The following is a 25468-nucleotide window of genomic DNA, read 5'->3' on the forward strand; positions in this document are numbered from 1 at the left end:
CACATGCGGGCCTTTTATTTCGGAGTTTTCATGCAGGCCGCTATCGTTCACGTTCGTGATCCATTCCGCCCGCACGTCAATAGGTCTGCGCGCAGAATTCAGCGACGCACGCGTATCGACACATTACTCAGGCAACAGGGGCTGATTGCCGGACGCGGTCGGAACATGCGCCGGCTCTCCAATTTCGTAGTGGCGCGCGGTCCCGATGACTACCTTATGCAGGAACAGTGGTCGCGATGCATTAACGATGGCGAACTGATCACAGTCATCGCACTTCCCGCCGGTGGCGGCCTTCGAACCATTGCTTTGGTTGTGGTGGCCGTGGTTGCTGCTTGGGTTACCGGCGGCGCGAGTGGCGCCCTTACAGCGGGATCCTTCGGCGCAACAGCGGCAGGTGCGGGTGTTGCGATCGCAGGATCCCTGCTCGTGAACGCCGTTCTGCCGCTGCCGAAGCCACCGACCGGAAGCGTCGACCAGCAAAGCCAGGCCTACGGCATCGGCGCCAAGGGCAACACGGCGCGGCTCCTGCAAAGCATCCCGGTCATGTATGGCCGCTTCAACCGCACGCCGGACTACGCGGCGCAGCCGTACACCGAATTCTTCAACAACGAGCAGATCCTGTACTCGCTGCTTGCCGTGACGCAGGGCGCGATCGCGATCGAGCAGATCCGGATCGGCGACACGCCGATCGAAAACTTTGGCGAGGTGCAGTACGAGGTTGTGCCTCCGGGTGGGATCGTCACTCTGTTCCCGGACAACGTCGTTACGTCGGACGCCGTGCAGGGACTGGAGCTGAAGCGGCAATCAGAGGGCGGCGATTGGGTTGGACCGTTCGCGGCGAATCCGCCCGGCTCGGCGACCAAGCAGATCGCCGTCGATATTGGGTTCTCCCAAGGCATTTACCGGATCAACAGCGACGGCAAGGAGAAGACCGCCATCGCGCGCTTCTCTGTCGACGCGCAGCCAATCAACGACGCTGGCGCGGCCCTTGGCCCGTGGCAGAGCGTGCTCGACATGAGCATCGAGCGGGACGACAAGAAGCCGGGCCAGTTCACCAGCTACCAATTGACGATGCCCTCGGAGGGGCGGTGGCAGATCCGCGCTCGCGGTTATGACACCTACCAGGGCAACGGAACGACGGTCAACACCATCACCTGGGCGGGGATGCGGTCGTATCTGCCAAGCAAGCGCACGTATGGCGACATCACGTTGCTTGCCGTGCGGATCAAAGCCACCAACAACCTCAATAGCTCCACGGCGAAGGCGATCAACGTCACCGCCACCCGGCTCCTTCCGGTGTGGAATGGCGCGTCCTGGAGTGCGCCGCAGCCGACCCGCAGCCCGGCCTGGGCAATAGCTGACATCCTCCGCAACACCACGTACGGCCGTGGGTGGGCGGACAACCGTATCAATCTGGCGGGGTTGCTCACCCTAGCCCAGACTTGGGCGACCCGGGGCGACACGTTCGACGGTGTGTTCGACACCAAGGTGAGCCTGTGGGATGCGTTGACGACGGTGGCCCGCGTGGGCCGTGCCGTGCCGATGTATTACGCAGGCGTGGTGGACATCGTCCGCGACGAGCCGAAACCGCTTGCCACGCTCATGCTGACGCCAGACAACATCGTGGCCGGCAGCCTGACGATCGACTACGCGTATCGCATGCCGGACGCGCCTGATCACGTCGTGGTCACCTATATCGATTCGACCACATGGCAGTCGCAGACGGTCACGTGTGCTCTTGCCACGAGCCCCAAGCTCAACCCCAAGAACATCACCCTTCAGGGCGCCGTTTCACGCGACCAGGCGTTTCGGGAAGGGATCTACATGGCCGCCTGCGATCGCGACCAGCGCAAGATCATCAGCCTAACCACGGAGATGGAGGGTTACATTCCTCGGTACGGGGATCTTGTCAGCCTCAGCCATGACGTGCCCGCATGGGGCGAGTCCGGCCGGGTCGAAGGGTACGACCCAGATACCGGCGTCATAACGACGAGTGAGCCGACCCAGTGGTTTGTCGGTCAGCAGCACTATGTTCGCTTGCGTAACCGCAACGGCTCGGTCAATGGCCCGTTCCGGGTGATCAAGGGTAATGGCGATTACTCGCTGGTGCTCCAGGGCCTTACACAGGCGCAGATGGACTCCATCTACGTCAGCGACGGCTACAGTGAGGAATCCACGCTCTACCAGTTCGGCCCGGCGAACAAGGAAAGCCAGGATTGCCTGGTCATCAAAGCGGTGCCAGACGGCACGGGCAAGGTGGCGCTGACGCTCGTCAATTACGCGTACAGCGTCCACGTCGCGGAGAACGACGTCACCGTGCCGCCGCCCGGGTCGGGGTCCCTGCTCATCGACCAGCCCGAGGCGCCGGCCGTGGGCGGTGTGGGCGTGCAGCCCGACCCCGACTCGCAGACGGTGTGGCTGTACGTCAATCCCGTGCCCGGCGCGGTGGCGTACGAATTCCAAATCTCGTACGACGGCGGCGTGACCTGGATGGTGGTGGGCATCGGGCCGAGCAACAGCTTGCGGGCAACGATCCCGGGCGGCGCCTGGATCGTCCGGGCGCGGGCGGTGGGACGTGGCGGCATCAACGGACCATGGAACCAGAACCCCGTCACGGTGCCCGGCGCGCCGCCATCGATCGGGGCGCTGACCAATCTGGTGGCCACGCCTATGGTGATGTCCATCCTGCTCACCTGGCAGCTGCCGGAGCGCCTGAAACTCATTGGCGCCGACGCAGTGGAGGTATGGTTTGGTCCGACCCCGAATCGCGGCCAGGCCGCGCCGCTGGCCACCGTGGCACTGCCGGCGAATAGCTACACGCTCAGCAATCTCAAGGCCGGCGTGGAGCTGTATTTCTGGGCGCGGGTCCGTGGCACGGACACCGGCAACTATGGGCCGGAGATCGGCCCCATCCATGGGGAAAGCAGCAGTGACGCCGCCCAGATCCTGGATTACCTCACCGGCAAGATCGGCAGCACCCAGCTGGCGCAGGAACTGCTGAGCAAAATCAACTCCATCGACGACCTGCAACCGTACCTCAATGCCCCGGCCTGGGAGCAAGGAAAGGCGTATGCGGTCGGCACGATCGTTGGTGATGGCGATCGGTTGTATCGCGCCGTGCAGGCCGTGCCCACGACAGGCCCCAAGCCAGGCACGGACCCGGCGTACTGGCGTGACGTCGGCGCCCGCGTGCAAACCGCATGGGGGCTTGCTGGCGCGGTCTCGGACGTGAACATCCGCGTCGACAAGATGGGCGATACCGTCACGGCGACGGCCTCGAAGACCGATTCGGTATTCGCACAGCTGAATCCGAAGGAGGCCGGATCCCTCACCGGTGCCACCGACGGCACGGCCGGCAACTGGACCACCATGCCGACGGCTGGCTGGCACTCGTGGACCGTGGCGCAGGTCCAGGGTGACATGGCCCTTGGCCAGCGAATTGACACCCTGTCCGCGTCCGTGGGCGGATATGCTGCGCAGATCCAGACCATCCAGCAGGCCCAGGCCTCGCTCGACGGCAGGGTGTCGGCGTCGTACACCATGAAAACCGAGGTGGCCGCAAACGGCTTGCGATATCTCGCAGGCATTGCCATCGGTGTCGACTATTCCGGGGGCACGGTGACGTCGCAGGTGCTGGTCAACGCTGGCACCTTCGCCGTGTTCGATGCGTCCAGCGGTCAGGCCGTCGCGCGTTTCCCCTTCGTTGTGCAGGGCGGCCAGGTCTTCATGGATCAGGCATTCATCGCCAACGCGTCGATCACCGAGGCGAAGATCGCCAACGGTGCAATCACGAACGCCAAGATCTCGGGTGCCATATACTCCGATGCCGTCGATGCCACGGGACAGCCACTATGGAAGTTCGACAAGTCGGGTATGGCTGTGTTCCGCAACCAGCAAGGTGACGGACGGTCCGAATTGGACGGCAATGGCTTCCGTTTCTACGACGCTAACGGGGTGCGGCGCGTAGCTATGGGGAGGTGGTGATGTGGATCGAGGTACGCGACGAACTGAATCGCATCGTCATGGACGGCGACACGCGCGTCAGTCGGTGCCTTGGGGTCATCGACTGCAACCCTGCTGGCGGGTCTTTTACAGATCCCAATCTGGCTCAAGGCACTGGTTGGGCCGTCGCGATACCCATTGAGGCGTACAGCGGTTGGGATGTCCTCGCCACGGCCAAAGTCCAGGGGACAACCGTCACATACACATACAGCAAGAAGCGCTGTCGGCTGCTGTGGGGTACGTACTGATGAGCACAGGCTTCCAGGTGATCGGTGCCAGCGGTGCGTGGCAGGCGGACGAGAGCTTTGCGAGCCTTGCTCTCCGCCAGAAGGGCAGCACAACATTCACGGCTGCGGGCTCTTATAACCGCTCCGCGATTGCGGGCATCAACGTAGGCGCAGGGCCGTGGGAAACACCCATCCTAGCGGTGCGTTCGGACTTCCCGACGCTTGTGTTGGGTATGTGGTTGAACGGTAGTCAGTGGAATTACACGGTGGTTGCGCCTAACAATCCGCAGGAGGGGCAGAATGCCGGAAAGAGCCTCGACTGGTGGCTTTTCGATCGCCCCGCGGACCTTGGGAGCACCAATGGCCTGGTTGTTCGCGACGCGGCTGGCCGAGTGACATTTGATGCTTACCAGAAGTACCTGCGAGTACGTGGCATCCAAACCAAAAGCGTCAACAACGTTGTCGATTATGGCAATGGAACGCTCGCTCATGCATCGACTAGAGTTGGCATGGTCACCACTGTCACGCAGGTAACCCCTGGCGGACAGTACACACAGCTCATCGGATTCGCCGGGGCAAAAGTTACCGGCTCGACGGTCAGCATAGGCGACTGGGGCGGCCACCAGTTTGTGGGTGTCCTGCCTCCCGACGGACCATTCCCGAACGTACAAGACGGTCAGTTTTTGATCGTTGATGTTACCAATTATTAGGAGATCGTGATGAGTATCCCGCGGGTAGATTGGAAGGCGAATCCGACAGCAGCACTTACGTTGCTTGATGCGAATTGCGCTGACCTAGATCAAAGGCTTAACGCACTTGGCAACGCATCGTCGAAGAATGTCGGTACGACGGCGGGGACGGTCGCTGCGGGCGATGATTCGCGCATCACCGGTGCCTTACAGCGCACAGGAGGCATTCTGACAGGAGTTGTGCGCACATACGTTGGCGCCAATGCAATATTGGTTGACGCGCCGAATGCGGGCGGCTTAGTGATTGGCTCTTCAAATGGCAACCAGGCGGCTATGCGGATCAACAGTACCCCAGAGAATGGAGGTACAAATTCTCCTGCCGCTGCATTCGTGTGCTTCTATCGAAACGGTTTTCAGGGTGCGTACTTTGGCCTAAGCGGAACCGGCAATCTTGCCTACGGAGGCTGGTCTTACGGAAGCGTCGAATACATGGTGCATCATGCTGGCGTCGACGTGCTTCCTTCGGCCGACAACGCTCGTAGTGTTGGTAACTCGTCGCTGCGGTTTTCCCAGATTTACGCGGTCTCTGGCACGATCAACACGTCCGACCGGAACTACAAGACGGACATCGCGGATACAACGCTCGGTCTAGATTTTGTACGATCGCTCCGGCCGGTGAGCTACAAGCTGCGCGAGTCTGAGAAGGTCTCTACGCGCGAACAGACGGGCACGACGACGCACCTGGAGCCGACCTACGACGAAGATGGTCAGCCGGTGGTCGACGAATCAGGGCGCCCGGTGATGCGCGAGGTCACGACCCCTGTCATGGAGGAAGTGCTCACGCCTCGCCCGGGGCGGCGCGATCACCAGGGCCTCATCTCGCAGGAGGTCGCCGATGCGCTTCGCGCCGCGGGCATCGACCCGGCGACGTCGGGCATCTGGTCCGGTGGCGATCCGGAAGTCCCCGGCAGCCCGGAGGGGCTGCGATACGAGGAGCTGATTGGGCCACTGGTGCGGGCAGTCCAGCAGCTCGCCGCGCGCGTCGATGCGCTGGAGGGCGGTAGACCGGCGTAACTCATCCGGTGAGACCGCCCCGGCGTAGGCTCGCCGGCATGATCATTTGCGAGACCCGCACCCGCCAGGACATCCCTGTCGAGTACCACTACAGGGACTCGGGTGGCCTCACGCCCATTTGCTGCTTGCAGATGGTTTCAGGAGGGTGGGATCTGACGTTTTCCCGCGGGCCGAAGCACCTGGGGCCCTACCGTTATGTGTCGCTATCGGCGGCCCAGAGGCATGTTGCCCGATATCTGGCGTGTCACGGGGAGCGGCTTGCGGGGCCAAGTCACAGCCTGGTATCGACCCTGTCCGCGCACCAGTACGAGCGGGGCGATGGGTGTGACGCAATGGGGCGCCCCTATCCGGACATTGTGGTCCCCAAGCGCCGGCAACGGCGAGGGCGCTGGTGACGCCGTCGTCACGCCCTGGCGCTATCCTCGGCCCATGTGCGGACGCTATGCCATCTACGGCCCGGTCAGCCTCAATCGCGAGGCCAAAGCGATCGTGCATCAGATGGACATCGACATGTGGCGCATGCTTGATGACCGGCAGCAGTACAACGTCTGCCCGACCCAGGCGGCCCCGGTGGTCGTCTACGGGGAGGGTGGCTACCACCTGCGGGATTACCGCTGGGGCCTGATCCCATCCTGGAGCAAGGACGCCAAGGCGGCTGCCAAGATGATCAATGCCCGCGTGGAGACGGTGGCCGACAAGCCGGCCTACCGGGCGGCCTACCGCAAACGCCGCTGCCTTGTGCCGGCGTCCGGCTACTACGAGTGGCAGGGCGAGCCGGGCAACAAGCAGCCGTATTACATCCATGCGCCCGACGGCGGCCTGATCATGATGGCCGGCCTATGGGAGGGCTGGCGGCTCACCGATGGTGATCCGTGGGTCCACACCTTCACGGTACTCACCGGCGAGCCTGGTCGCGTCTCGGGCGACATCCACGACCGGCAGCCGGTGATCCTGCCGCCCGACCTGTGGCAACCATGGTGTGAGGGCAGCGCGAGCGACGCCGGGACGGTGCTGGCCCAGGTGCCAGAGGCGCAGCTTGCGTATCACGCTGTCACCAAGGCCGTCAGCAACCCGCGGAGCCAGGGGCCGGAACTGATCGAGCCTATCGGCTGACCCAGCCGGCCGACGGCTTTGGCTCGTATACCCGCATCGCCGGGTGGCACTCGACGCAGGCGAATGGCCTCAACATCCCCTGGTACATCACATTGAGGGGATAGGACCGGTAGTGCTTCCGGCAGTAGCCGCGCTGGGACAGGGCGCGACGGGTCGCGTGGCTGGCATCACGGCCGCCGGCATCTGCGCGGGCGGCATACAGGGAGGGGCGGACTCGTTTCATGTGTCCATTGTCGGGGGAGCAAGTATCAAAGCTCGCGACTTCCGTTCCCGGAACAATTGAGGACCAAGTGTCTAACGCGATGTCCTCGCGCATGTTGCGACCAGAAAATGCGACTGAGTTTTTAGCAACACCCGAAGTTTTTAGAAAAACAAAAAGCCCCGCATCGCTGCGAGGCCTTAAATAATGGTGGCTGAGGACGGAATCGAACCGCCGACACGGGGATTTTCAATCCCCTGCTCTACCAACTGAGCTACTCAGCCACGGGTGCTGCAACGTCAACGTTGCGGCGAGTTGAGCCGCGTATTAAATCGGGTGTGAAGGTGTTCGTCAAGTGTTTTCTTCGGGCGGCACGTAGCCGGCCGGTTGGACCACGTCGCCGCCGAAGAAGTACTTCTCCATCTCGCCCGCGAGGAAGCTGCGGGTCTTCGGGTCGAGGGGGGAGAGGCGCATCTCGTTGATCAGCATGGTCTGGTGGCTGAGCCATTGGGCCCAGGCCTCCTTGGACACGTTGTCGTAGACGCGCTTACCCAGGTCGCCGGGCCAGGGGGCGAAGTCGAGGCCGTCGGCGTCGCGGCCGAGTTTCACGCAATGGACGGTGCGCGTCATGGGGATATTTCCGGAAGGTTGTCGAGCAGCGTGCGCACCGGGGCGGGCAGGCCGAGGGCCGCCCGTTCCGCGCGATCGCACCAGCGCCGGTCGGCGCGGTCGGCCACGGCGGCGAGCGGGGCCGCATGGTCGAACAGGATGGGGGAAACGTCCAGCTTGTAATGGCTGAAGACGTGGGTGAAGGCGGGCAGGGGATCGGGCTGGCGCACGCGGGCGAGGGTGGCGGCCACCCCGGGGGCGCTATCGGCGTCCACGGCTTCGGGCAGGCTCCACAGGCCGGACCAGACGCCTTGCGGACCGCGTCGTTCGAGCAGCACGCGTCCCTTCTTGTCACGCACCAGCAGCATCGCGACGGAACGGGTGGGGACTTTCTTGCCGGGCTTTACCGTCGGCAGCACCGCCGTAAGACCGTCGCGATGCGCGACGCAGGTCGCGGCCTGCGGGCAGAGCAGGCAGGCCGGCTTGCTGCGCACGCAGACGGTGGCGCCAAGATCCATGATCGCTTGCGTGTAGTCCGCCGTGCGTTTGGCGGGCGTGTGCTCTTCCGCGTGCACCCAGAGTTTCTTTTCGATGGCGCTTTCGCCAGGAAAACCCGTGATGCCGTGGTAGCGCGTGAGCACGCGCTTGACGTTACCGTCGAGGATCGGAAAGCGCATGCCATGCGCCTGCGCGAGGATCGCGCCTGAGGTGGAGCGGCCGATGCCGGGCAGGTCCATCAACGCGTCGAGATCGCGCGGCAGGTCGCCATCGTGGCGTTCCATGCACAGGCGCGCCGCCTGGTGCAGGAAGCGCGCGCGACGGTAGTAGCCCAAGCCCGACCACAGCGCGAGCACGGTGTCTTCGTCGGCTTCGGCGAGGTCGCGCAGCGTGGGCAGGCGATCGACGAAGCGCTGGAAGTAACCCATGACGGTCACGACCTGGGTCTGCTGCAGCATGATCTCGGACAACCACACCCGATAGGCGCTGCGCGGATGCTGCCAGGGCAGGTCCTTGCGTCCATGGTGGTCGTACCAGCGGAGCAGTTCGCGTGCGAAGACGTTCAAGGTGCGGCGCCCACCGACGAAGGCTGGGCCGGCGTGGCTTCCAGGTGCAGCCCCTTGATATGCAGACTGCCGACATCGACGCGATCGATGTCGGCGTTGCCCACCAACGGTGGCAGCGACGGCGAGCCTGTGCCGTGCAGGCCTGTCCACCATTCGGCGATCGCGATCGGCGGTACACGCAGGTCGGCATGCTCGTTGTCGCCGTCGAGTTTCAGGGCGACAAACAGCGGATCGTTCTGGTTGGCGGGCGTCACGCTCAGCACCATGTCGTACGGGGACGCGTCGGTACGCGTCACCTTACCGGCGAGCGACGCGCCCACGTCCGCACCGCCACGCCAGGTGGCGGTACCGTGCAGGCTGGCTTCGAAACGGTCCTTGCTGGACAGCCCTAGTTGTACGTCCGCGAGATCGAGCACGCCATGGTCGAGGGTGGGCATGGTTTCGAGGTTCATCGAATACGGGGTGTCGTCGGCGGTGCGCGCCGTCATCGAAAGGGCGAATTTCTTCCCGCTGGCGAGGCGGTCGGCATTGGCGTCGATGTTCGACAACAACAACCGCGTGCCGCGGAGCAGGGTACCGCGCGTGATACGGAAACCGGCGTCGATTGTCGGCAGCGTGGCGCCAGCCATGGACGGACGCGGCGGCAGCGTATCGAGGTAGGCGGAAATGGCGTCGACGTCGATGCGCGCGCCTTCCACTTCAAGTCGCGACATCGTCGCTTCGCCGCCGAGCAGCGTGTGCCATGGCAACACGAGCTTGCCGCGCGAAGCGGCAAGCAGCGGCGTGCTGGTGGCCTGCCCGCGCAGGGTGAGGCCATCCAGCTCCAACGCGGGCTTGGGCCAGAGCGTAGGGCTGGCGGGGCTGGCCAGTGTCAGCTCCAGGCCGGCGGCGCGTGCGCGCGATTGCAGCAGTGCCGTGAAGCGTTCGGGTTGCAGCACCACATAAGTGGCGATCAGCGCGGCCACGACGAACACCGTGACGATGCCGCCCACGACGTACAACCCGATGCGTAGCCGCCGGTTCATCGCCGCGACCTGGCCCGTGCCATGCCCACTCAGCCGCCGAGATGCGTCGGCAGGAGACCGTCGACGAAGGCTTCCGCGTCGAACACGCGCAGGTCGGTGGCGGTTTCACCCAGGCCCACGTAGCGGATCGGCAAGCCGAACTCACGGGCCAGCGCGAACATCACGCCGCCCTTGGCCGTGCCATCGAGCTTGGTGACGACCAGGCCGGTGACGTTCGCGGTGTCGCGGAACTGGCGCAGCTGGCTGATCGCGTTCTGGCCGGTGGTGCCGTCGATGACCATGAGCACTTCGTGCGGCGCCGTGGTGTCGAGCTTCTTCATGACGCGGCCGATCTTGCCCAACTCGTCCATGAGGCCGCCCTGCGTGTGCAGGCGACCGGCGGTGTCGGCGATGAGCACCTGGGTACCGCGCGAGCGCGCAGCCTGCAGGGCGTCGAAGATCACGCTGGCGGCGTCGGCGTCCTGGCCCTGGGAGACCACGGCCACCTTGTTGCGTTCGCCCCAGGTCTTCAGCTGCTCCACGGCGGCGGCGCGGAAGGTGTCGCCGGCGGCGAGCAGCACGTTGCGGCCTTCGTCGGTGTAGCGGCGTGCGAGCTTGCCGATGGTGGTGGTCTTGCCCACGCCGTTGATGCCCACGGTGAGGATCACGAAGGGCGTGTGCGTGGAGACGTCGAGCGGCTTCTCCACGGGCTTGAGCCACGAGACCAGTTCGGCGCGCAGCGCCTTGAGCAATTCGGCGGCGTCGGCGAACTCGCGCTTGTGCATGCGTTTACGCAGCGCTTCGACGAGGTTGGTGCTCGCCTCGACACCGACATCGGCCGTGATCAGCGCGGTTTCCAGTTCGTCGAGCAGGTCGTCGTCGAGCTTGGGGTTGCGCACGAAGAGCGACGTGAGGCTTTTCGCGAAGCCGCTGCCGGCCAGGCGTTCGCGCCAGCTGCGGCGCGCGGGCTGGGCAGCTTCGACGACTTCGGCTTCCTCGGCCTCGGGAGCGACGTCCGGAACCTCGGGCGCGGGGGCCACGGTTTCGGCAAGCGCCTCGGCCACGACCGGGGTGCTTTCGACCGCGACCGGGTCGGCCGGCGCGTCGATGCGTTCCTCGACAGGCGCTTCTTCGGGCTTCGCGGTGGGTTCGGCGGGCTTCTTTTTCCAGAACTTGAGCATTGCGCGACGGATTCAAAGACAATAGGTGAATGCTAGCACTCCCGCCCCCACTGGCCGCTGATCGATGAACGGCTCCGGTCGTATCCGCGTCGTTGGCGGAAACCTGCGCAACTCCCAGCTCGAGGTTCCCGACATGCCGGGGCTGCGGCCCACGTCGGACCGCGTACGCGAAACCCTGTTCAACTGGCTCCAGCCGGTGATCGGTGGGGCGCGCTGCCTCGACCTCTACGCAGGCACGGGCGCGCTGGGGATCGAGGCTCTGTCCCGCGGGGCCGGCATGGCCACGTTCGTGGAACGGGAGCCGAAGCTGGCCGAGGCCCTCAAGGCCAATCTCGCCCGCCTGAAGGTCGAGGCCCGGGTGGTGGCGGACGATGCCGTGCGCTGGCTGAAGGGCGGCGGGAAGCCGTTCGACGTGGTGTTCATGGACCCGCCATTCGCCGCCGACGCCTGGGAAGAGGCCGCCCGCTGGCTCGAAGAAGGTGGCTGGCTGGCCGCCGATGCCTGGATCTACGTGGAATCGCCGCGTGGCGCGGCGTTCGCCTTGCCCGCCCACTGGCTGCCGCACCGCCAGGGCCAGGCGGGTGAAGTGGCTTATGCCCTCTATCGCCGCACCCCGGCCGATCCGTTAAGCTAGCCCGCGTTTTCCTCCGACTTCCCTTGTCCATGACTCCTCCGCCGGTCAATCCGCGTCTCGCCGTCTATCCGGGCACGTTCGACCCGATCACGAACGGCCATGCCGATCTCGTGTCGCGCGCCGCGCCGCTGTTCGACCGCATCATCGTCGCCGTGGCGGAAAGTCGTAACAAGGGTCCGGGCGGTCCGGGCTTCAGCCTCGATGAGCGCATCGCGCTGGCTCGCCTCGCGCTGGCCGACCTGCCCAATGTCACCGTCCGCGGGTTCGACTGCCTGCTCGCCGATTTCGTCACCGAGATCGGCGCGGGCGTGATCCTGCGCGGCCTGCGTGCGGTGTCCGACTTCGAATACGAATTCCAGCTGGCCAGCATGAACCGTCACCTGATTTCTCAGGTCGAGACGCTGTTCCTGACGCCGGCGGAGCAGTACAGCTTCATCTCCTCTTCGCTCGTGCGTGAAATCGGTCGCCTTGGTGGCGATATATCCGGCTTCGTGCATCCGGCGGTGCAGCAGGCCATGCGTCAGCGCTGGCGCAACTCTTAAACCAAAGGTGATCATCATGCGTAAGTTCGTTCTCGCCGCGTCCGTGGCCCTGACCGCCGCCCTGGCCCTCTCCGCCTGCAACAAGTCGGAAGACGCCGACCAGGCCGCCACCCAGCAGGAAGCCGCCGTCTCCAAGCCGACCGATCCGAAGGACACCAAGGCGTGGAGCCAGTTCTTCGGCCAGATCGTGCGCAAGAACATGCAGGGCATGACGGCCGACCGTCCGTTCCCGTACTTCGTGCCGGCCGGTGACGACCAGGAAGGCCAGGACGGTCGCCAGCGCCAGCTCGACAACGTCCAGGGCACCGTCGCCCGCGGCGTCACCCCGGGCAACATGCTCGTCTTCGGTGGCCCGGAATCGGCCAAGACCGCCGACCTGATCGTCGAAGCCTTCAAGAACGCCCAGCCGGGTACGTTCAAGAACGTGATCGTGCTGTTCATCGGCGACCAGGCCGACCAGCAGCGCGTCGCCGACGCCCTGGCCTCCAGCGGCGCGACCTTCCGCTTCGTCGCGATGTGATCGCGCCGGACTTCGGTCCGGTAGTGACAATGAAACGCCCCTCGTTCGAGGGGCGTTTTTTTTGGCCGTATCGTAGGAGCGCGCTTGCGCGCGATGCAGGGTTGTCGCGAGCGCCCATCGCGCGCAAGCGCGCTCCTACATGGGATATGGTTCGGGGTCGTGGGAGAGCAGGGTGGCGATGGAGATGGCGGCTTCTTCGGCCGATGGAACGATGCGCGCGAACATGGCGGTCTCGTAAGCCGCCACGGCATCGTCGAACGTGCTCTCGCCGGTCAGCGCGCGTGCCAGTTCAAGCGCATCGTGCATGGCGTTGTTGACGCCCTCGCCGCCGAAGGGCGACATCACGTGCGCCGCATCGCCCAGCAACGTGAGTCCCTTGCGGTGGTTCCAGCAGTGGCCAACGGGAAGCGCATGCAAGGGCAGCACGGCGAAGCGATCGCCGCTGGCGCGGATCAGGTCGAGTAGGGTGTCGTCGTAGCCGTCGAACTCGCGGATCAGGCCCTCGCGCACGGCTTGCGGCGAAGTGAAGTCGAAACGTTTCTCCGCCCAGCCCAGGGGAACGCGGAAGATCGCGTAGCCACGGAAATGCGAGTGGCCGTTGCGCTGGACGATGAGCGCCTTGCCACCGCCCTCCGCGCCCATCTTGCCGCGACCGACCAGGGCCGCCAGCGCGGGGTGCGCGCGATCGACATCGTCGATACCGAATTCGATGAAGCACACGCCGCTGTACTGCGGCTTGTAGGGCGACAGCAGCGGACGAATGCGCGACCAGGTGCCGTCCGCGCCGACCACCAGATCGAAAGGCCCCTCGACGCCATCGTCGAAGACCAAGTTCCATCGACCGTCCCCATGGTCGTGGATATCGCGCAGGTTCCGCGCCCAGCGCACGGTGTCCTCGGGAAGCGCATCGAGCAGCATGGCCCGCAGGGCGGACCGGTCGATTTCGGGACGCTCGCCCTCCGCCCCTGGATCGTGGTCGAACAACAGGCGACCTTGCGTGTCGTACTGACGCGAGCCCTGGTCTTCGTAGCGGGCCGCGGCCCTGAAGGCATCCATAAGCCCCGCTTGTTCCAGCGCGAGCAGGCCGGAGCCCTCGTGAAGGTCCAGCGTGCCGCCCTGGGGGCGTTCCGTCGGGTGCCTGTCCCGTTCGAAGACGATGCTGGGGATGCCCTGGCGGTGGAGAAGGAGCGCCAGCGTGAGGCCGCCTGGGCCTCCGCCGACGATGGCGATCCTGGGATGGGAATGCATGAGGTCACCGAGTAATATAGGTTCCTATGTAATATAGATAGGAGGCTATGTAATGACAAGTGACTCCCGTGTAGCCGAGTCAGGGGCTTCGTTGCACCGCATTGGCCAGATCTATCGAACCTTTATCAAGCAGGTCGACGAGCCGCTTCGCCAGGTGGGCCTGGCCGTGGGGCAACTTCCTGTGCTGGTCACGCTGAAGAACGCCGGTGCCTCGTCGCAGGCGGAGCTGGCGCGGGTAGCGCAGGTCGAGCAGCCGAGCATGGCCCAGTTGCTCAATCGCATGGAGCGGGATGGCTTGATCGAGCGCGTTCCTGATCCGGCCGACGGGCGTAGTCGACTCGTCTCGCTAACGGGGCAGGCGACGCGGCGATTGCCGGCTGGCAAGGCGGTGATGGATAGCCTGGCGGTGAAGGCGCTGGAAGGGTTTTCACGGGAGGAGCGCGATGTGCTGCAAGACTTACTGTCGCGGATCCAGGCGAATCTCGAACGCGTGTCGAAAGGCTGATCCCCCGCGACGCGTTCAGGAGCCTGCGGTATCCAGATGCTCCGTCAGCATGTCGATGAAGACGCGGACACGGGCGGAAAGATGCCTGCGGTGGGGATAGACGGCGAAGACGGCGATCTCGTCCGTCACGCACGACGTCAGCACGGCACGGAGACGACCGCTGTCTACTTCGTCTTTCGCGACGAAGTCGGGAAGGAAAGCGATGCCCATGCCGGTGACCGCGGCATCGCGAATGGCTTCGCCGCTGTCGAACAGGCATCGGCTCTTTGCCTCGATGGCGATGCGCTCGCCATCTGGGGTGCGAAACGTCCATGGATACGTTGTCGTTCGCGATCCGAAGAGAAGGCGCTCGTGTTTCGAGAGATCGGCCGGTCGCTCAGGTTCGCCCCTTGAAGCCAGGTAGGTCGGCGCGGCATAGAAACCCGGACGCGAACGTGCGACGACACGGGCGACAAGCGACGAGTCCGGCGCGACACCGCCCACACGGATACCCAGGTCGTAGCCTTCTTCCACGAGATCGACCACCCGGTCGCTGAAGCTAACCTCCGCCTCCACGCGGGGCCATGCGGCGAGGTAGTCGCGAAGCACGGGTAGCACCACGATCCGCCCGAACGCGCCGGATACCGTCATGCGCAGGACACCCTTCGGTTCGGGCCGCTCCTGACGGATGCTTGCTTCGGCGTCGTCGAGGTCGGCCAGCACCTGCGTACAGCGTTCGTAGAACAGTTCGCCATCCGTCGTCATTGCCACGCGGCGTGTCGTCCTGTGCAGAAGGCGCGTTCCCAGGTGGGTCTCCAGGCGGGCGAGTGCCTTGCCGACCGCGGAGCGGGTCAGTCCCAGGGACTTGCCGCCTGCGATGAAGCTGCCTGTCTGGGCGACGGCCACGAAGGCGCGTAGGGCGCCCAAGTCGATACCTGAGCCGGAATGGACGGCGGGGACGGCGCGGAAACGCTTTGGGGAAACCATTTCGTGAATATAGCTCGCATGATTTTCATACGCGAAATCTATTTCCCAATCTGACGGAGAAGACCCATGCCCTTGCCATCATCCATCCAGGACGCCCTCGCGCGTTGGGCCGCCTCCGCGGCACCCATCGCAGGCTTGCTGAAGGGAGGGAGCGACACGAACTGGACGCAGGCGCGCACGATGTACCTCGACACGCTCGCCGCGCTTTTTCCGGCACCTCCTGGTGTCACGTTTTCACGGATCGACCTGGGCGGCGTGCGTACGACACAGGTGGTCCCGGAGCATGTCGAGGCTGGCCGTACGCTGTTCTATATCCATGGTGGCCGCTACGCGCATGGAGGACCGGATGGCTACCACGGTCTTGCCGGTCACTACGCGCAGCGACTTCGCGCGACCGTCTACCTGCCCGACTACCGGCAGGCGCCGGAACATCGTTTCCCCGTGCCGATCGACGATACCTTCCAGGCCTACCGTGGCCTGCTCGCGAAAGGTGTCGATCCCTCGTCGCTGGCCATTTCCGGTGATTCCGCGGGTGGTGCGATGGTGATCACCATCATGCGCAGGGCACGCGACGCGGGGCTTGCGCTTCCGGCAGGTGGTGTCGCCATCTCGCCCTGGGCGAATCTGACCCATGGCGGCGCATCGACCAGGGACAGGGATGGTCTTGATCCGTTGTGCAGCGTCGAATACCTTGAACTGCTTACCCGCAACTTCCTTGGCGATACCCTCGCCACCGATCCCGACGCATCGCCGGTGTTTGCCGATGTGCGTGGCCTGCCGCCGACGCTCGTGCAGATCGGCGAGAACGAGGTGATGCTGAGCGATGCGATTCGCCTCGCGGGTCATCTGGGGGAAAACCGGGTGCGGACCTCGCTCGAGGTCTGGCCAGGCATGTTCCACGTCTGGCATCTCTGCGCGGGGCAGCTGCCCGAAGCGGACCAGGCGCTACACAACGCGGTGACTTTCCTGGAGGAGGCGTTCGCGACGGTGCAAGAACGCGCAGAGAGGCGCGCGCGCGCCAGTTGAAACACACCGGCGGTACCGCAGCGCGTGCGAAACGTATCGCCCGATTCGCCGCTGGATGCCATCGCGACGAACGGGCTACCCTATGCAGCTTCAGGGAGCAGACCGCATGTACGTTTACGACCGCAAGCGCACCGATCTGTTCTTCGCCTTCGCGCCGGCCGTCGTCGGATACGTCGTCCTGTTGTTCCCCTTGTCCCTGATCGGGCTGGTCGTCGGCATCGGATTCACCGGGGTCGTCGGCCTGACGACCCTTGTCTTTGCCTGGATACGCCTGCTCCGGCCCGGTCGACCGGTGGCCGGGCTCAAGTGGTTACGGATCGGATTGGGTATCGGCCTGCTGGGATCCATCTTCGCGCTGGTCGTCTTCGTCAAGGCGCTGATCGATCGCGACGGTTCGGACGGTATCGAATTTCCGGTGGCCTTGATCAACGTCGGTATCCTGGCTACCTGGTTCTTTCGGGCCTCCTTCCCCGGCCGATCGATGGGAGGGGCGGAAAACTGGGCCGTCGCCTACTTGGTCGCCTTCGTGCTCGGCCTTCACGCAATGATCTGCGTCGCCGGTGTCTATGGTGGACTGCCCGAGCGCCTCAAGGCGCGGCAGCTCGCCGAGGTCGCGACGCTGGGCGACGCGGCGAGGCATGCCGTCGAAGCCTTCGCCTCCGCGCACGAGGGACGACTACCCAACGACAATCGTGAAGCCGGCTTGCCGCAGCCGGGTACGGAAGGCGGCCGATACGTCGCCTCGCTGACCATCGACCATGGCAGCGTCAGGATCCTGTTCGGAAAGGATCCGTTTTCCACCTTGTTCGATGTTGACGATGGCGGCCGCTGGTTTACCTTCGTGCCCGTGCGGGGTGACGTGCCTGGGCACGTGGTGCGGTGGACCTGCCAGGACGGAGAGCCGTTTCAGGCCAATTCCTGTACCAAACCGCCCTTCGGATTGCCCCGCGTACCGGGTACGGGATTCTGACGGAAGCGCTTCAGCTCGCCGGAGCTGTCCCCGGCGCGGTCGCCTGGTCCCGTTTGGCGTGCGTATGCGTCAATGCCCAGGTGGACGCCATGCCCACATAGCCGGCGACCGTCAGGCAGGCGACGAAGACGGTGAACAGGGCCAAGCGCTGGGTCGCCTTCAACGGGCGTCGACGGGCCACCCGACCCACCGCCCAGCCGGCCATCAGTGCGGCCACGGCCAGCAGGGTCGGCAGCAGGCCGACATAGGCGAAATCCCGGGCCGGATCGGTGACCGGCGTATCGACGAAGGGCCAGGGAAGCGGTGTCACGCAGGATTCGTCCGTGGGTGGGGGAGACTGAATAGCATAGCTTTCGCCGCCGGGGCGAGGAGGGGGCGGTTTGGGGTAAAATCGACCGCATGTCCCTGATGATCCTAGACACCTGCGTCAATTGCGACGTCTGCGAGCCCGTGTGCCCCAACAAGGCCATCTCGCTGGGCGAGCTGTACTACGTGATCGACCCCAACCTGTGCACCGAATGCGTTGGCCACTTCGACAACCCGCAATGCGTCGAGGTCTGTCCGGTGGAATGCATCCCGCACGATCCCGACCACGCGGAAACGCAGGATCAGCTGATGCTGAAGTACGAGCACCTGATGGCGAAGGCCGCTTCCTGAGCCCTCGTGGGCGTCATGCGTTAATCTCGACGGCAGCGATCCAGTTTCCGGAGAGACATCGATGACCCATGCTCCGTCGTGGCGCGTGCTTGCCGCGAGCCTTTTCCTCGTCATCGGCGGCGGTACGGCCGCCGCCCAGGACAAGGCGCCGCCCGCGCCGTCACGTGGCCCTGGCCATGCCGCCATCGCCAGCGCCAACTACCTCGCCACCAACGCCGGCTTTGAAGTGCTGGCCAAGGGCGGCAATGCGTTCGACGCCGCCGTGGCGGTCTCCTCCACGCTCGCCGTGGTGGAACAGCAAAGTTCCGGCATCGGTGGTGGCTTCATGGCCCTATTGCACCGCGCTTCCGATAACCGCAACACCTTCATCGACGCCCGCGAAACCGCGCCGAAGGCGGTGGACATGAAGGATTACATCGGCAAGGACGGCAAGCCCAACCGCGACGCCTCCACGCGCGGCCCGTTGTCCGCCGGCATCCCGGGCGAACCGGCTGGCCTGGTCTGGATGGCCGAGCACTACGGCAAGCTGCCCTTGTCCGAATCGCTGGCCCCCGCGATCCGCATCGCGAAGGAAGGCTTCCAGCCCGATAGTCGCTTCCTCAACACCATCGCCGAACACAAGGACACGCTGTTGCGCTGGCCCGCCTCCGCCGCGGTGCTGCTGCCGGGTGGCAAGGCGCCGGAGCAGGGCTGGACCCTGAAGCAGCCCGACCTGGCGAAAACCCTCGAACGCATCGCGGCGAAGGGGCACGACGGTTTCTACAAGGGCGATACGGCGAAGCTGCTGATCTCCTCCACGCGCAAGGCCGGTGGCAAGTGGACCGCCGCCGACCTGGAAGGCTACAAGGTCAAGGAGCGCGAACCGCTCAGCGTCGACTACAAGGGCTACCGTATCGTCACCGCGCCGCCGCCGTCGTCCGGTGGCGTCGCCATCGCCGAAGTGCTCAACATCCTGTCCGGCTACGATCTCACCAAGCTCGATGCCGCGCACTCGTTGCACTACACGATCGAGGCGATGCGCCGCGCCTTCCGCGACCACAACGAATACCTCGGCGATCCCGATTTCGTGAAGATGCCGCTCGACATGCTGTTGTCGAAGCACTACGCTGATGGCCTGCGCGCCACCATCGCACCGGACAAAGCCACGCCATCCGACCTGCTACCGCCGGCTATGGCGCCTGAGCCGGGCATGCACACCACGCACTTCTCGGTGATCGACGCCGACGGCAACATGGTGGCATCCACGCTCACGGTGAACCTGGAGTTCGGCTCGGGTTTCATCGCCGCCGGTACCGGCGTGATCCTCAACGACGAGATGGACGACTTCGCGCTCGTGCCCGGCCAGCCCAATGCCTATGGCCTGCGCGACTCCTGGGCGAACGCGCCCGAGCCGGGCAAGCGCATGCTCTCGTCGATGTCGCCGAGCTTCGTCTTCGGTGCCGACCGCACCGCCATCATCGGCTCGCCGGGTGGCTCGACGATCATCACCCAGGTGCTCGAAGGCATCCTCGCCTTCATCGATGGCAAGAACGCCGACCAGATCGTGGCGCAGAAGCGCTACCACCATCAGTACCTGCCCGATCGCGTCGACGTGGAGCCGGGTGCATTCGACGACGCCACCGCGAAGGCGCTCACGGCGATGGGCCACGTGCTGAAGGATCGTTCGCCCTGGGGCTTCATGAACGTGGTGACCTGGGACCACCGCACGAACACCCTCGACGCGGCCAGCGATCCGCGTCGCCCGTCCGGCCTTGGCAAGGTGCAGTGAGGTCGATGGCATGAAGCTGTGGTCATTGACCGGCAACTCGCAACGCCTCGACGGCGGCGCCATGTTCGGCAACGCGCCGCACGCGATGTGGACGCGCTGGATTGAGCCCGACGAGCAGAATCGCATTCCGCTCGCCTGCCGCTGCCTGCTGGTGAAGAACCTCGACGGGCATAACGTGCTGTTCGAAACCGGCATCGGTGCGTTCTTCGAGCCGGCCCTGCGCGAGCGCTACGGCGTGGTGGAAGATCGCCACGTGCTACTCGAATCGCTCGCGCATGCGGGGCTCACCCACGAAGATATCGACGCGGTGGTGCTCTCACACCTGCACTTCGACCACGCGGGTGGCCTGCTTGCCGCATGGGACGAGGGCCATCCGCCGCGCCTGCTGTTTCCGAACGCACGCTACCTGGTGGGTGCGGAGCATTGGGAACGTGCGCGCCAGCCGCATCCACGCGACCGTGCGTCGTTCATTCCCGAGCTGGTTCCGTTGCTTGAAGCCAGCGGGCGTCTTGAGTTGGTGCGCGAGGGCGAAACATCGTCGCTGGGGCCTTCGGTTCGCTTCAGTTTCTCCGAGGGACATACGCCCGGCCTCATGCTGGCCGAGGTCGGCGGCGTGGCGTTCTGCGCCGACCTGATCCCCGGGCGACCCTGGGTGCACCTGCCGGTGACCATGGGTTACGACCGCTGGCCCGAAAAGCTCATCGACGAGAAGAAAGCCTTCCTCGACGACACGCTGGCGCGCGGTGTCCGGCTTTTCTTTACGCACGATCACGGTTGCGCGCTGGCGTCGGTGACGCGCGACGACAAGGGGCGCTACGGCGCCACCGACATTCATGAAAGCCTGGTCGGCCTGGACGTCTGACCGGTAAAGCGATGGGGCGGGGTAGCATGGTCTTCAGCAAGACGAAAACATACGGACGCCATTGGCGATCGCGCATGATGGGCCTGGGGCTCATCCTGATCGCGTTGGCGTTATTGCTGTGGAATGAGCATCGGGCGATCGATTACGCCACCGCCCTGCAGAAGCAGGGCCCTGCGGTGCTCGACCTCGGCGACCAGGGACGCCCTTCGGCGGGCCAGTACGGTTCGCTGACGCGTGTGAGTGGCCTGCCGAAGATCATCGACGCGCCACACGACAAGGAGTTCGGCGTCCGCGCCGATTCCCCGCTGCTGGTCCGCCATGTGGAAATGTTCCAGTGGCGCGAGATCACTGTCGGCGGTGAGACGCACTACGAACTGGACTGGGTGGATCGTCCCGTCGATGCCGCGCGTTTCGCCAAGCCGGCAGGGCATGCCAATCCGGGCGCCTTTCCTATCCAGGGGCGGCAGTTCGAGGCGGGCGAGGTGAGGCTCGGCAACTTCCGGCTGTCCACGCCGATCATTCGTGCGTTTCCCGGACGGATGACGGTACCGCCGGACGAACAACACCTCCCGGCCAATTTTGCCGCCACCTTCCAGCGTGCCGGCGATTATCTGGTCACCAGCGGCAAGCCAGAGCATCCGCGCCTGGGCGATCTGCGGGTGAGCTGGGAGGCCGTGCCGCTCCAGTCGATGACCGTGCTGGCCCGCATCGATGGCGAATTGCTTGCGCCAGGCGAGGCACAGGGTACGAATCCCGGTTTCGAGGTGCAGGTGGGCGAACGTACCCTGCGCGATGTGCTACCTGCCTTGCCTGAAGCGCCGACGGCCGTGATGACGTTACGGGTGCTCGCCGGCCTGCTGGCGTCCTTCGGTGTGTTGTTCCTCGCGGCCGGTAGCCGGGTGAAGGGAGACCCGCTGTTCGCGCTCGGCGTCGGTGCGGTCGTCGTCACCGCGACGGGTGGCTTGCTCTGGGTCACGCACGACGCCATGGCCAGCAGTGTATGGGCCCTGATGGCGGTGTTGGGCGCGGGCCTCGCCATCTGGCGTATGCAGCAACGCCCCGCATCGGGAGGACACTGACCCATGCGCATCACTGGACTTTACGCGGCGCTGTTCGCCTTGCTGGTCATCGGTCTCGCCCTGCGGGTGATGCTGTTGCGCCGTCGCAACGGGCTAGGCCTGGGCGATGGTGGCAACCGCAGCGTGGCGTGCGCGATTCGCGCCCACGGCAACGCGGCCGAATACGTTCCCCTGGCCCTGCTGCTGATGCTCGTGCTTGAGCTCAACCAGACCTGGCCCTGGCTGTTGCATGCCTTCGGCATCGTGTTGCTGTTGGCGCGCCTGTACCACGCGCAGGGCCTGTCGAAGACGCCGGGTTCCTCTCCAGGGCGCACGGTCGGCGCGGCGGCCACCCTGTTGGTGATCCTGGCGATGGCCCTGCTTCTGCTCTGGCAATACGTGGCGATCCATCTTTTGTTGCCAGGCCTGGCCTGATCCGCCCACCGGTGCCGCTCCGCCGAGGCGGAGCAGCACCTTGCGATCACAATTCCTGGTGGGCCGGATGCGTGGACGCATCGCCTGGTTCGCCCAGGACGCATTCGGTACGCGAGGTGGTGGGTGTTTCGCCGGTCAGCAAGTAATGCGCCGCATGGCGGGTCGCGCAAGCGGCCATGGGCTGGCCGAGGCTGTTATGGCCTTGCAGGCCTCGGGTGATCAGCAGGTGGCTGTTGGGAAGTTGTTCCGCGATGGCTTCGGCGGCGCCCATCGGGGTGGCCCAGTCGCTGCTGGCGTGCATCAACATGATCGACGGCAGGCGTTTGAGTACATCGAACGACGGGCGCGGGTGCGCGACATGCGGCCACGCGGCGCAGATCAGGCTCATCACCGCATCGTTGCCTCGCGGTAGTGCGACCTGCGTGTCCATGAAGCGCACACCCCGGCGGATCTCGTCGGGAGAAGCGCGCCAGATGGAGTCGTTGCAGTAGACGGCGAACATGGCGGCGGTGCCTCCGTAGGGTACGGGGCGTGGCGATTCGTTGTCCTGGAACAGCGCACCCGCCAGGGCGAACGCGTCCTTGCGCATCTCGCGATCGATATCGTCCTGCTTATGGAAGGCATGCCTCATGAGGCGGTTGCGTAAGGCATCGAAGGATCGCTGGTCCTGGGGCATCGCTTGCCACTCGTCGGCGATGGCGAGCGCGGCGACGACATGTTCGGGAAACGAGATGGCCGGTGCCCAGAGGCGCCGCATGAACAAGGGCATGCCGATCAGCCTCTGGCGAATGGCCGGGCTGGAGGTTCCCAACCCATAGACCTCCGGCCGTTCGCTGGCGGGTTTGAGCGCGTCCGCGATCAGGGCGCGTTCGCGATAGATGTGCAGGCCGGCTTGCTGGAATAGCCAGCGTCGCTGGAAGTCGACGCTCGCGTCCAGCAACAGGCGACCGGTGTGTGCGGGATGCGTGGCGGCATACCAAGTGGCGACCCATGTGCCGTACGACGTGGCGTAGAAGTGCGCCGTGGAAAGGCCCATGGCGGCGCGTACGGCCTCGATATCCTCGACCTGGGCCTCGGTATGGATCAGCGCGGCCTTCGGTCCGCACGAGTGGGCGAAAGCGCGCGTATCGGCGACGAGCGTACGCCAGGCCTCGTCATCGTCGGGCGCGAGCAAGGCTTGCGAGGCGTTTTCTCCCGTGAAGGCGACGCATTCCGGCCGGGTATCGTCCGTCAGGCCACGAGGTGTCACCGCGATGATGTCGTAGCGTTCGGCCAGACGGCGCAGGTCACCAAAGTTGGGGTCGGTGATGTCGACCGCGTTCCAATGCTTCGCCATCGACAGCAGGTACGACATGGGATCCACGCCGGGACCGCCAGGGTGATAGAACACCGTGCCTTCGTATCGTTCCGGTTTCGCGGCGCGCACACGCAGGACGGGAAGTCGGACCTGTGGTGACGACACGGCGCCGCGGTCATGGGGTACCTGTATCCAGCCGCAGTCGATGCGCGCGAACAGGTCGGGATCCAGCGAGGTGCCTGTTCCCAGGGTGCAGCGGCCCCAGCTCAGGACAGGGGCGGGGGAAGAGGGGGGATTCGTCGTGGCGTCGACGGAAAACGAGGCCATCGCCCCGAAGAGGGCGAAGGACAGAAGGCTTGGTTTCATGTGCGCGCTCCATGCGTGATGGTGACCACCGCCGATCGCGGTGGTCGTCCAACGTAACGATGGAGCTGCCGTACGGCAGCAAGGCATGCGCGCCGGATGGCGTGGTGACTTGCCGCCGGACGCCGTGGTGCGGAGCCGCCGCGATCAGCCTTCGGAGGTAGCTGAGCCGTCGGCGAAGGCGTAGACGTGGTCTGCCCAGCCAGTGGCTTCGTGGTAAATCGTCGCCATGGTTTGCAGGTGCTGCTCGTCGAGCTCGTTCTCGCCTTCCAGTTCGCCCTGTTCCCAGTGGCGGATCTGGTCGAGGATCGGGGCGAACGGACCGACGCCTTCCAGCAGCGCCTCGCGGATTTCCAGGGCAAGCGGCAGGTGTTCGAGCACGTAGGCCATGGACACGTTCATGAGCGTGTCCAGCAGCGAGAACAGGCCCGCGGTGAACGCCATCTCCTGCAGTTCGGGCTTCACGTTGCGGGCGAGCTTCTCGCACATGTGCGCGCGGATCAGCGCGAGGCGAAGCAGTTCCGGCGGACGCTCGTCCATGCCCGAGACGGCCATGGTGAAAATCCAGTTGCGCATGCGGTTCACGCCGAAGAACACCGCCGCCTGTTCCACCGATTTCAGCTGGCGGGGCAGGGCGAAGTAGGCGGAGTTCACGCAGCCCAGGAGCTTGTAGCTGAGGATCGCGTCGTCGCGGACGATCTTGCCCAGTTCGACCGGGCCGTTGTTGTCGTCCTGCAATGCGCCCATCAGGCGCAGCACGCCAAGCTTGCTGGGCGTGAGGCGCGGCATGTCCACGCGCTCCGGTCGCAGCAGGTACTTGCCCTGGAAACCGTCGACATCCTGATCGGCGTAGTCGACGAAGGTCTCGTGGGTGTCGATGCCGGTGACGATCACCTTGACGCCGAACGCGTGGACGTAGTCCATGTGCGCGCGCGCGGCCACCGGGTGACGATGGTCGACCGCCACCTTGGCGAACTGCACGATGCGCAGCAGGGCGTCGACGCCCGCGCGGCGCTCGGGGTCGGCCGGAAGGTTGAAGTCTTCCAGCATGAACAGGCAGCCCTGGCTCTTCAGTTCGCGAAGGCGGGTCAGCAGTTGGTCGTCGAGGCCCACGTCGGCGCTGATGCTCGCACCCATGCGCGCGTTATGGCGCAGGATGTCGGCATGGGACAGAAGCAGGTCGCGCGACATGTGCAGGAACGCGCGGTTGTCGCGAACCAGGCGCTTCAGGCTGCCGTCCGCGATGGCGCTCAGCGTGGCCTGCGTATGCGCGTGCGCCGCGGCGTCGATATCGCTGCCGGCGGGGCGGGGAAAAATAAGCTCGTAGGCAAACAACGCCTGCTTGCGGTCGAGGATCGGGATACGAACGATGGGAAGGATTCCGTCGTCGTTCACCGCGTTCGGCTGGGGATTCGCTGCCATGGATCTGGGTCGTGCGCCGTTCGGTGATTGCTT

Annotated in this window: 24 protein-coding genes and 1 tRNA gene; 15 read left to right on the forward strand and 10 right to left on the reverse strand. The window is 65.1% G+C overall.

Annotated features, from left to right (window positions below; genetic code table 11):
* The first annotated feature begins 30 nt into the window (after nucleotides 1–30).
* From GAK28_RS16135 to GAK28_RS16150, 4 genes are all read left to right on the forward strand, one after another.
* Entirely contained in the window at nucleotides 31–3984 is a 3954-nt protein-coding gene (locus GAK28_RS16135) for a host specificity factor TipJ family phage tail protein (RefSeq protein WP_291781363.1), read from the forward strand.
* 265 nt (nucleotides 3985–4249) lie between these two features.
* Nucleotides 4250–4939: a hypothetical protein gene (locus GAK28_RS16140; protein WP_291781366.1), complete on the forward strand. Its 690-nt coding sequence runs from the start codon at nucleotides 4250–4252 to the stop codon at nucleotides 4937–4939.
* Nucleotides 4940–4948: 9 nt separating this feature from the next.
* Nucleotides 4949–5992, forward strand: coding sequence for a tail fiber domain-containing protein (locus GAK28_RS16145; RefSeq protein WP_291781369.1), 1044 nt, complete (start codon nucleotides 4949–4951; stop codon nucleotides 5990–5992).
* A 429-nt stretch (nucleotides 5993–6421) separates the two neighbouring features.
* The gene (locus tag GAK28_RS16150; RefSeq protein ID WP_291781372.1) at nucleotides 6422–7105 is read left to right on the forward strand and encodes an SOS response-associated peptidase; all 684 of its coding nucleotides are present in this window, start codon (nucleotides 6422–6424) and stop codon (nucleotides 7103–7105) included.
* A gap of 407 nt (nucleotides 7106–7512) precedes the next feature.
* Here the strand turns inward: GAK28_RS16150 and GAK28_RS16155 are convergent.
* The 5 genes from GAK28_RS16155 to ftsY form a co-directional block, all read right to left on the reverse strand.
* Nucleotides 7513–7588: transfer RNA gene (locus GAK28_RS16155), tRNA-Phe, on the reverse strand.
* A 67-nt stretch (nucleotides 7589–7655) separates the two neighbouring features.
* Nucleotides 7656–7934: an oxidative damage protection protein gene (locus GAK28_RS16160; RefSeq protein ID WP_291781375.1), complete on the reverse strand. Its 279-nt coding sequence runs from the start codon at nucleotides 7932–7934 to the stop codon at nucleotides 7656–7658.
* The gene (gene mutY, locus GAK28_RS16165; RefSeq protein ID WP_291781377.1) at nucleotides 7931–8977 is read right to left on the reverse strand and encodes an A/G-specific adenine glycosylase; all 1047 of its coding nucleotides are present in this window, start codon (nucleotides 8975–8977) and stop codon (nucleotides 7931–7933) included. Before mutY ends, GAK28_RS16160 begins: the two co-directional genes overlap by 4 nt.
* Nucleotides 8974–10002: an AsmA family protein gene (locus GAK28_RS16170; protein WP_291781380.1), complete on the reverse strand. Its 1029-nt coding sequence runs from the start codon at nucleotides 10000–10002 to the stop codon at nucleotides 8974–8976. Before GAK28_RS16170 ends, mutY begins: the two co-directional genes overlap by 4 nt.
* 29 nt (nucleotides 10003–10031) lie before the next feature.
* The gene (gene ftsY, locus GAK28_RS16175; protein WP_291781383.1) at nucleotides 10032–11162 is read right to left on the reverse strand and encodes a signal recognition particle-docking protein FtsY; all 1131 of its coding nucleotides are present in this window, start codon (nucleotides 11160–11162) and stop codon (nucleotides 10032–10034) included.
* Between the two features lie 64 nt (nucleotides 11163–11226).
* On the opposite strand from ftsY, the gene rsmD reads away from it, so the two are divergent.
* Genes rsmD through GAK28_RS16190 form a run of 3 tightly spaced genes read left to right on the forward strand, consistent with a single transcriptional unit; the run spans nucleotide 11227 to nucleotide 12858 of the window.
* A complete protein-coding gene (rsmD, locus tag GAK28_RS16180) occupies nucleotides 11227–11796 on the forward strand; it encodes a 16S rRNA (guanine(966)-N(2))-methyltransferase RsmD (protein WP_291781386.1) in 570 nt (189 codons plus the stop codon).
* Between the two features lie 29 nt (nucleotides 11797–11825).
* Nucleotides 11826–12338 (forward strand): pantetheine-phosphate adenylyltransferase, encoded by a 513-nt coding sequence (coaD, locus tag GAK28_RS16185; protein WP_291781389.1) that lies wholly within the window; start codon nucleotides 11826–11828, stop codon nucleotides 12336–12338.
* A 16-nt stretch (nucleotides 12339–12354) separates the two neighbouring features.
* The gene (locus GAK28_RS16190) at nucleotides 12355–12858 is read left to right on the forward strand and encodes a hypothetical protein (RefSeq protein ID WP_291781392.1); all 504 of its coding nucleotides are present in this window, start codon (nucleotides 12355–12357) and stop codon (nucleotides 12856–12858) included.
* 135 nt (nucleotides 12859–12993) lie between these two features.
* Here the strand turns inward: GAK28_RS16190 and GAK28_RS16195 are convergent, their stop codons facing one another.
* Nucleotides 12994–14106 carry an NAD(P)/FAD-dependent oxidoreductase gene (locus GAK28_RS16195; protein ID WP_291781396.1) on the reverse strand — a complete coding sequence of 371 codons (1113 nt, stop codon included), beginning with the start codon at nucleotides 14104–14106 and terminating at the stop codon, nucleotides 12994–12996.
* 52 nt (nucleotides 14107–14158) lie between these two features.
* On the opposite strand from GAK28_RS16195, the gene GAK28_RS16200 reads away from it, so the two are divergent.
* Nucleotides 14159–14611, forward strand: a complete 453-nt coding sequence (locus GAK28_RS16200; protein WP_291781399.1) for a MarR family transcriptional regulator — start codon at nucleotides 14159–14161, stop codon at nucleotides 14609–14611.
* Between the two features lie 15 nt (nucleotides 14612–14626).
* On the opposite strand, the gene GAK28_RS16205 is transcribed toward GAK28_RS16200, so the two are convergent.
* The gene (locus tag GAK28_RS16205) at nucleotides 14627–15517 is read right to left on the reverse strand and encodes a LysR family transcriptional regulator (protein WP_291781402.1); all 891 of its coding nucleotides are present in this window, start codon (nucleotides 15515–15517) and stop codon (nucleotides 14627–14629) included.
* Between the two features lie 126 nt (nucleotides 15518–15643).
* On the opposite strand from GAK28_RS16205, the gene GAK28_RS16210 reads away from it, so the two are divergent.
* Both GAK28_RS16210 and GAK28_RS16215 read left to right on the forward strand, forming a co-directional pair.
* Nucleotides 15644–16603, forward strand: a complete 960-nt coding sequence (locus GAK28_RS16210; RefSeq protein WP_291781405.1) for an alpha/beta hydrolase — start codon at nucleotides 15644–15646, stop codon at nucleotides 16601–16603.
* 106 nt (nucleotides 16604–16709) lie between these two features.
* Nucleotides 16710–17573 (forward strand): pilin, encoded by an 864-nt coding sequence (locus GAK28_RS16215; protein ID WP_291781408.1) that lies wholly within the window; start codon nucleotides 16710–16712, stop codon nucleotides 17571–17573.
* A gap of 10 nt (nucleotides 17574–17583) precedes the next feature.
* Here the strand turns inward: GAK28_RS16215 and GAK28_RS16220 are convergent, their stop codons facing one another.
* Nucleotides 17584–17883, reverse strand: coding sequence for a hypothetical protein (locus tag GAK28_RS16220; RefSeq protein ID WP_291781411.1), 300 nt, complete (start codon nucleotides 17881–17883; stop codon nucleotides 17584–17586).
* Between the two features lie 89 nt (nucleotides 17884–17972).
* Between GAK28_RS16220 and GAK28_RS16225 the strand changes: the two genes are divergently transcribed.
* The 5 genes from GAK28_RS16225 (at nucleotide 17973) to GAK28_RS16245 (ending at nucleotide 22353) form a co-directional block, all read left to right on the forward strand.
* On the forward strand, nucleotides 17973–18230 hold the full coding sequence (locus GAK28_RS16225) for a YfhL family 4Fe-4S dicluster ferredoxin (protein WP_291781414.1): 258 nt from the start codon (nucleotides 17973–17975) through the stop codon (nucleotides 18228–18230).
* A gap of 61 nt (nucleotides 18231–18291) precedes the next feature.
* Nucleotides 18292–19998: a gamma-glutamyltransferase gene (gene ggt, locus GAK28_RS16230; protein ID WP_291781417.1), complete on the forward strand. Its 1707-nt coding sequence runs from the start codon at nucleotides 18292–18294 to the stop codon at nucleotides 19996–19998.
* Nucleotides 19999–20008: 10 nt separating this feature from the next.
* The gene (locus tag GAK28_RS16235) at nucleotides 20009–20860 is read left to right on the forward strand and encodes an MBL fold metallo-hydrolase (protein WP_291781420.1); all 852 of its coding nucleotides are present in this window, start codon (nucleotides 20009–20011) and stop codon (nucleotides 20858–20860) included.
* 74 nt (nucleotides 20861–20934) lie between these two features.
* A complete protein-coding gene (locus GAK28_RS16240) occupies nucleotides 20935–21939 on the forward strand; it encodes a TMEM43 family protein (RefSeq protein ID WP_291781422.1) in 1005 nt (334 codons plus the stop codon).
* A 3-nt stretch (nucleotides 21940–21942) separates the two neighbouring features.
* The gene (locus GAK28_RS16245; protein WP_291781425.1) at nucleotides 21943–22353 is read left to right on the forward strand and encodes an MAPEG family protein; all 411 of its coding nucleotides are present in this window, start codon (nucleotides 21943–21945) and stop codon (nucleotides 22351–22353) included.
* Between the two features lie 46 nt (nucleotides 22354–22399).
* Here the strand turns inward: GAK28_RS16245 and GAK28_RS16250 are convergent, their stop codons facing one another.
* Together GAK28_RS16250 and GAK28_RS16255 are read right to left on the reverse strand one after the other, a co-directional pair.
* Nucleotides 22400–24016, reverse strand: a complete 1617-nt coding sequence (locus GAK28_RS16250) for an alpha/beta hydrolase (RefSeq protein ID WP_291781428.1) — start codon at nucleotides 24014–24016, stop codon at nucleotides 22400–22402.
* A 144-nt stretch (nucleotides 24017–24160) separates the two neighbouring features.
* Nucleotides 24161–25435 (reverse strand): HDOD domain-containing protein, encoded by a 1275-nt coding sequence (locus GAK28_RS16255; protein ID WP_291781431.1) that lies wholly within the window; start codon nucleotides 25433–25435, stop codon nucleotides 24161–24163.
* Nucleotides 25436–25468 lie beyond the last annotated feature (33 nt).

The organism is Luteibacter sp. (assembly GCF_009912395.1).
In the GTDB taxonomy this organism is placed as follows: domain Bacteria; phylum Pseudomonadota; class Gammaproteobacteria; order Xanthomonadales; family Rhodanobacteraceae; genus Luteibacter.

Excerpts from the sequence above, each read along its gene's own strand:
- GAK28_RS16160 (WP_291781375.1), bottom strand. The coding sequence starts at position 7,934 with ATGACGCGCACCGTCCATTGCGTGAAACTCGGCCGCGACGCCGACGGC.
- ftsY (WP_291781383.1), bottom strand. The coding sequence starts at position 11,162 with ATGCTCAAGTTCTGGAAAAAGAAGCCCGCCGAACCCACCGCGAAGCCC.
- GAK28_RS16195 (WP_291781396.1), bottom strand. The coding sequence starts at position 14,106 with ATGCATTCCCATCCCAGGATCGCCATCGTCGGCGGAGGCCCAGGCGGC.
- GAK28_RS16190 (WP_291781392.1), top strand. The coding sequence starts at position 12,355 with ATGCGTAAGTTCGTTCTCGCCGCGTCCGTGGCCCTGACCGCCGCCCTG.
- GAK28_RS16200 (WP_291781399.1), top strand. The coding sequence starts at position 14,159 with ATGACAAGTGACTCCCGTGTAGCCGAGTCAGGGGCTTCGTTGCACCGC.
- rsmD (WP_291781386.1), top strand. The coding sequence starts at position 11,227 with ATGAACGGCTCCGGTCGTATCCGCGTCGTTGGCGGAAACCTGCGCAAC.
- GAK28_RS16225 (WP_291781414.1), top strand. The coding sequence starts at position 17,973 with ATGTCCCTGATGATCCTAGACACCTGCGTCAATTGCGACGTCTGCGAG.
- GAK28_RS16135 (WP_291781363.1), top strand. The coding sequence starts at position 31 with ATGCAGGCCGCTATCGTTCACGTTCGTGATCCATTCCGCCCGCACGTC.
- GAK28_RS16150 (WP_291781372.1), top strand. The coding sequence starts at position 6,422 with ATGTGCGGACGCTATGCCATCTACGGCCCGGTCAGCCTCAATCGCGAG.
- GAK28_RS16140 (WP_291781366.1), top strand. The coding sequence starts at position 4,250 with ATGAGCACAGGCTTCCAGGTGATCGGTGCCAGCGGTGCGTGGCAGGCG.
- ggt (WP_291781417.1), top strand. The coding sequence starts at position 18,292 with ATGACCCATGCTCCGTCGTGGCGCGTGCTTGCCGCGAGCCTTTTCCTC.
- GAK28_RS16170 (WP_291781380.1), bottom strand. The coding sequence starts at position 10,002 with ATGAACCGGCGGCTACGCATCGGGTTGTACGTCGTGGGCGGCATCGTC.
- GAK28_RS16250 (WP_291781428.1), bottom strand. The coding sequence starts at position 24,016 with ATGAAACCAAGCCTTCTGTCCTTCGCCCTCTTCGGGGCGATGGCCTCG.
- coaD (WP_291781389.1), top strand. The coding sequence starts at position 11,826 with ATGACTCCTCCGCCGGTCAATCCGCGTCTCGCCGTCTATCCGGGCACG.
- GAK28_RS16210 (WP_291781405.1), top strand. The coding sequence starts at position 15,644 with ATGCCCTTGCCATCATCCATCCAGGACGCCCTCGCGCGTTGGGCCGCC.
- GAK28_RS16240 (WP_291781422.1), top strand. The coding sequence starts at position 20,935 with ATGATGGGCCTGGGGCTCATCCTGATCGCGTTGGCGTTATTGCTGTGG.
- GAK28_RS16255 (WP_291781431.1), bottom strand. The coding sequence starts at position 25,435 with ATGGCAGCGAATCCCCAGCCGAACGCGGTGAACGACGACGGAATCCTT.
- GAK28_RS16145 (WP_291781369.1), top strand. The coding sequence starts at position 4,949 with ATGAGTATCCCGCGGGTAGATTGGAAGGCGAATCCGACAGCAGCACTT.
- GAK28_RS16235 (WP_291781420.1), top strand. The coding sequence starts at position 20,009 with ATGAAGCTGTGGTCATTGACCGGCAACTCGCAACGCCTCGACGGCGGC.
- GAK28_RS16215 (WP_291781408.1), top strand. The coding sequence starts at position 16,710 with ATGTACGTTTACGACCGCAAGCGCACCGATCTGTTCTTCGCCTTCGCG.
- GAK28_RS16245 (WP_291781425.1), top strand. The coding sequence starts at position 21,943 with ATGCGCATCACTGGACTTTACGCGGCGCTGTTCGCCTTGCTGGTCATC.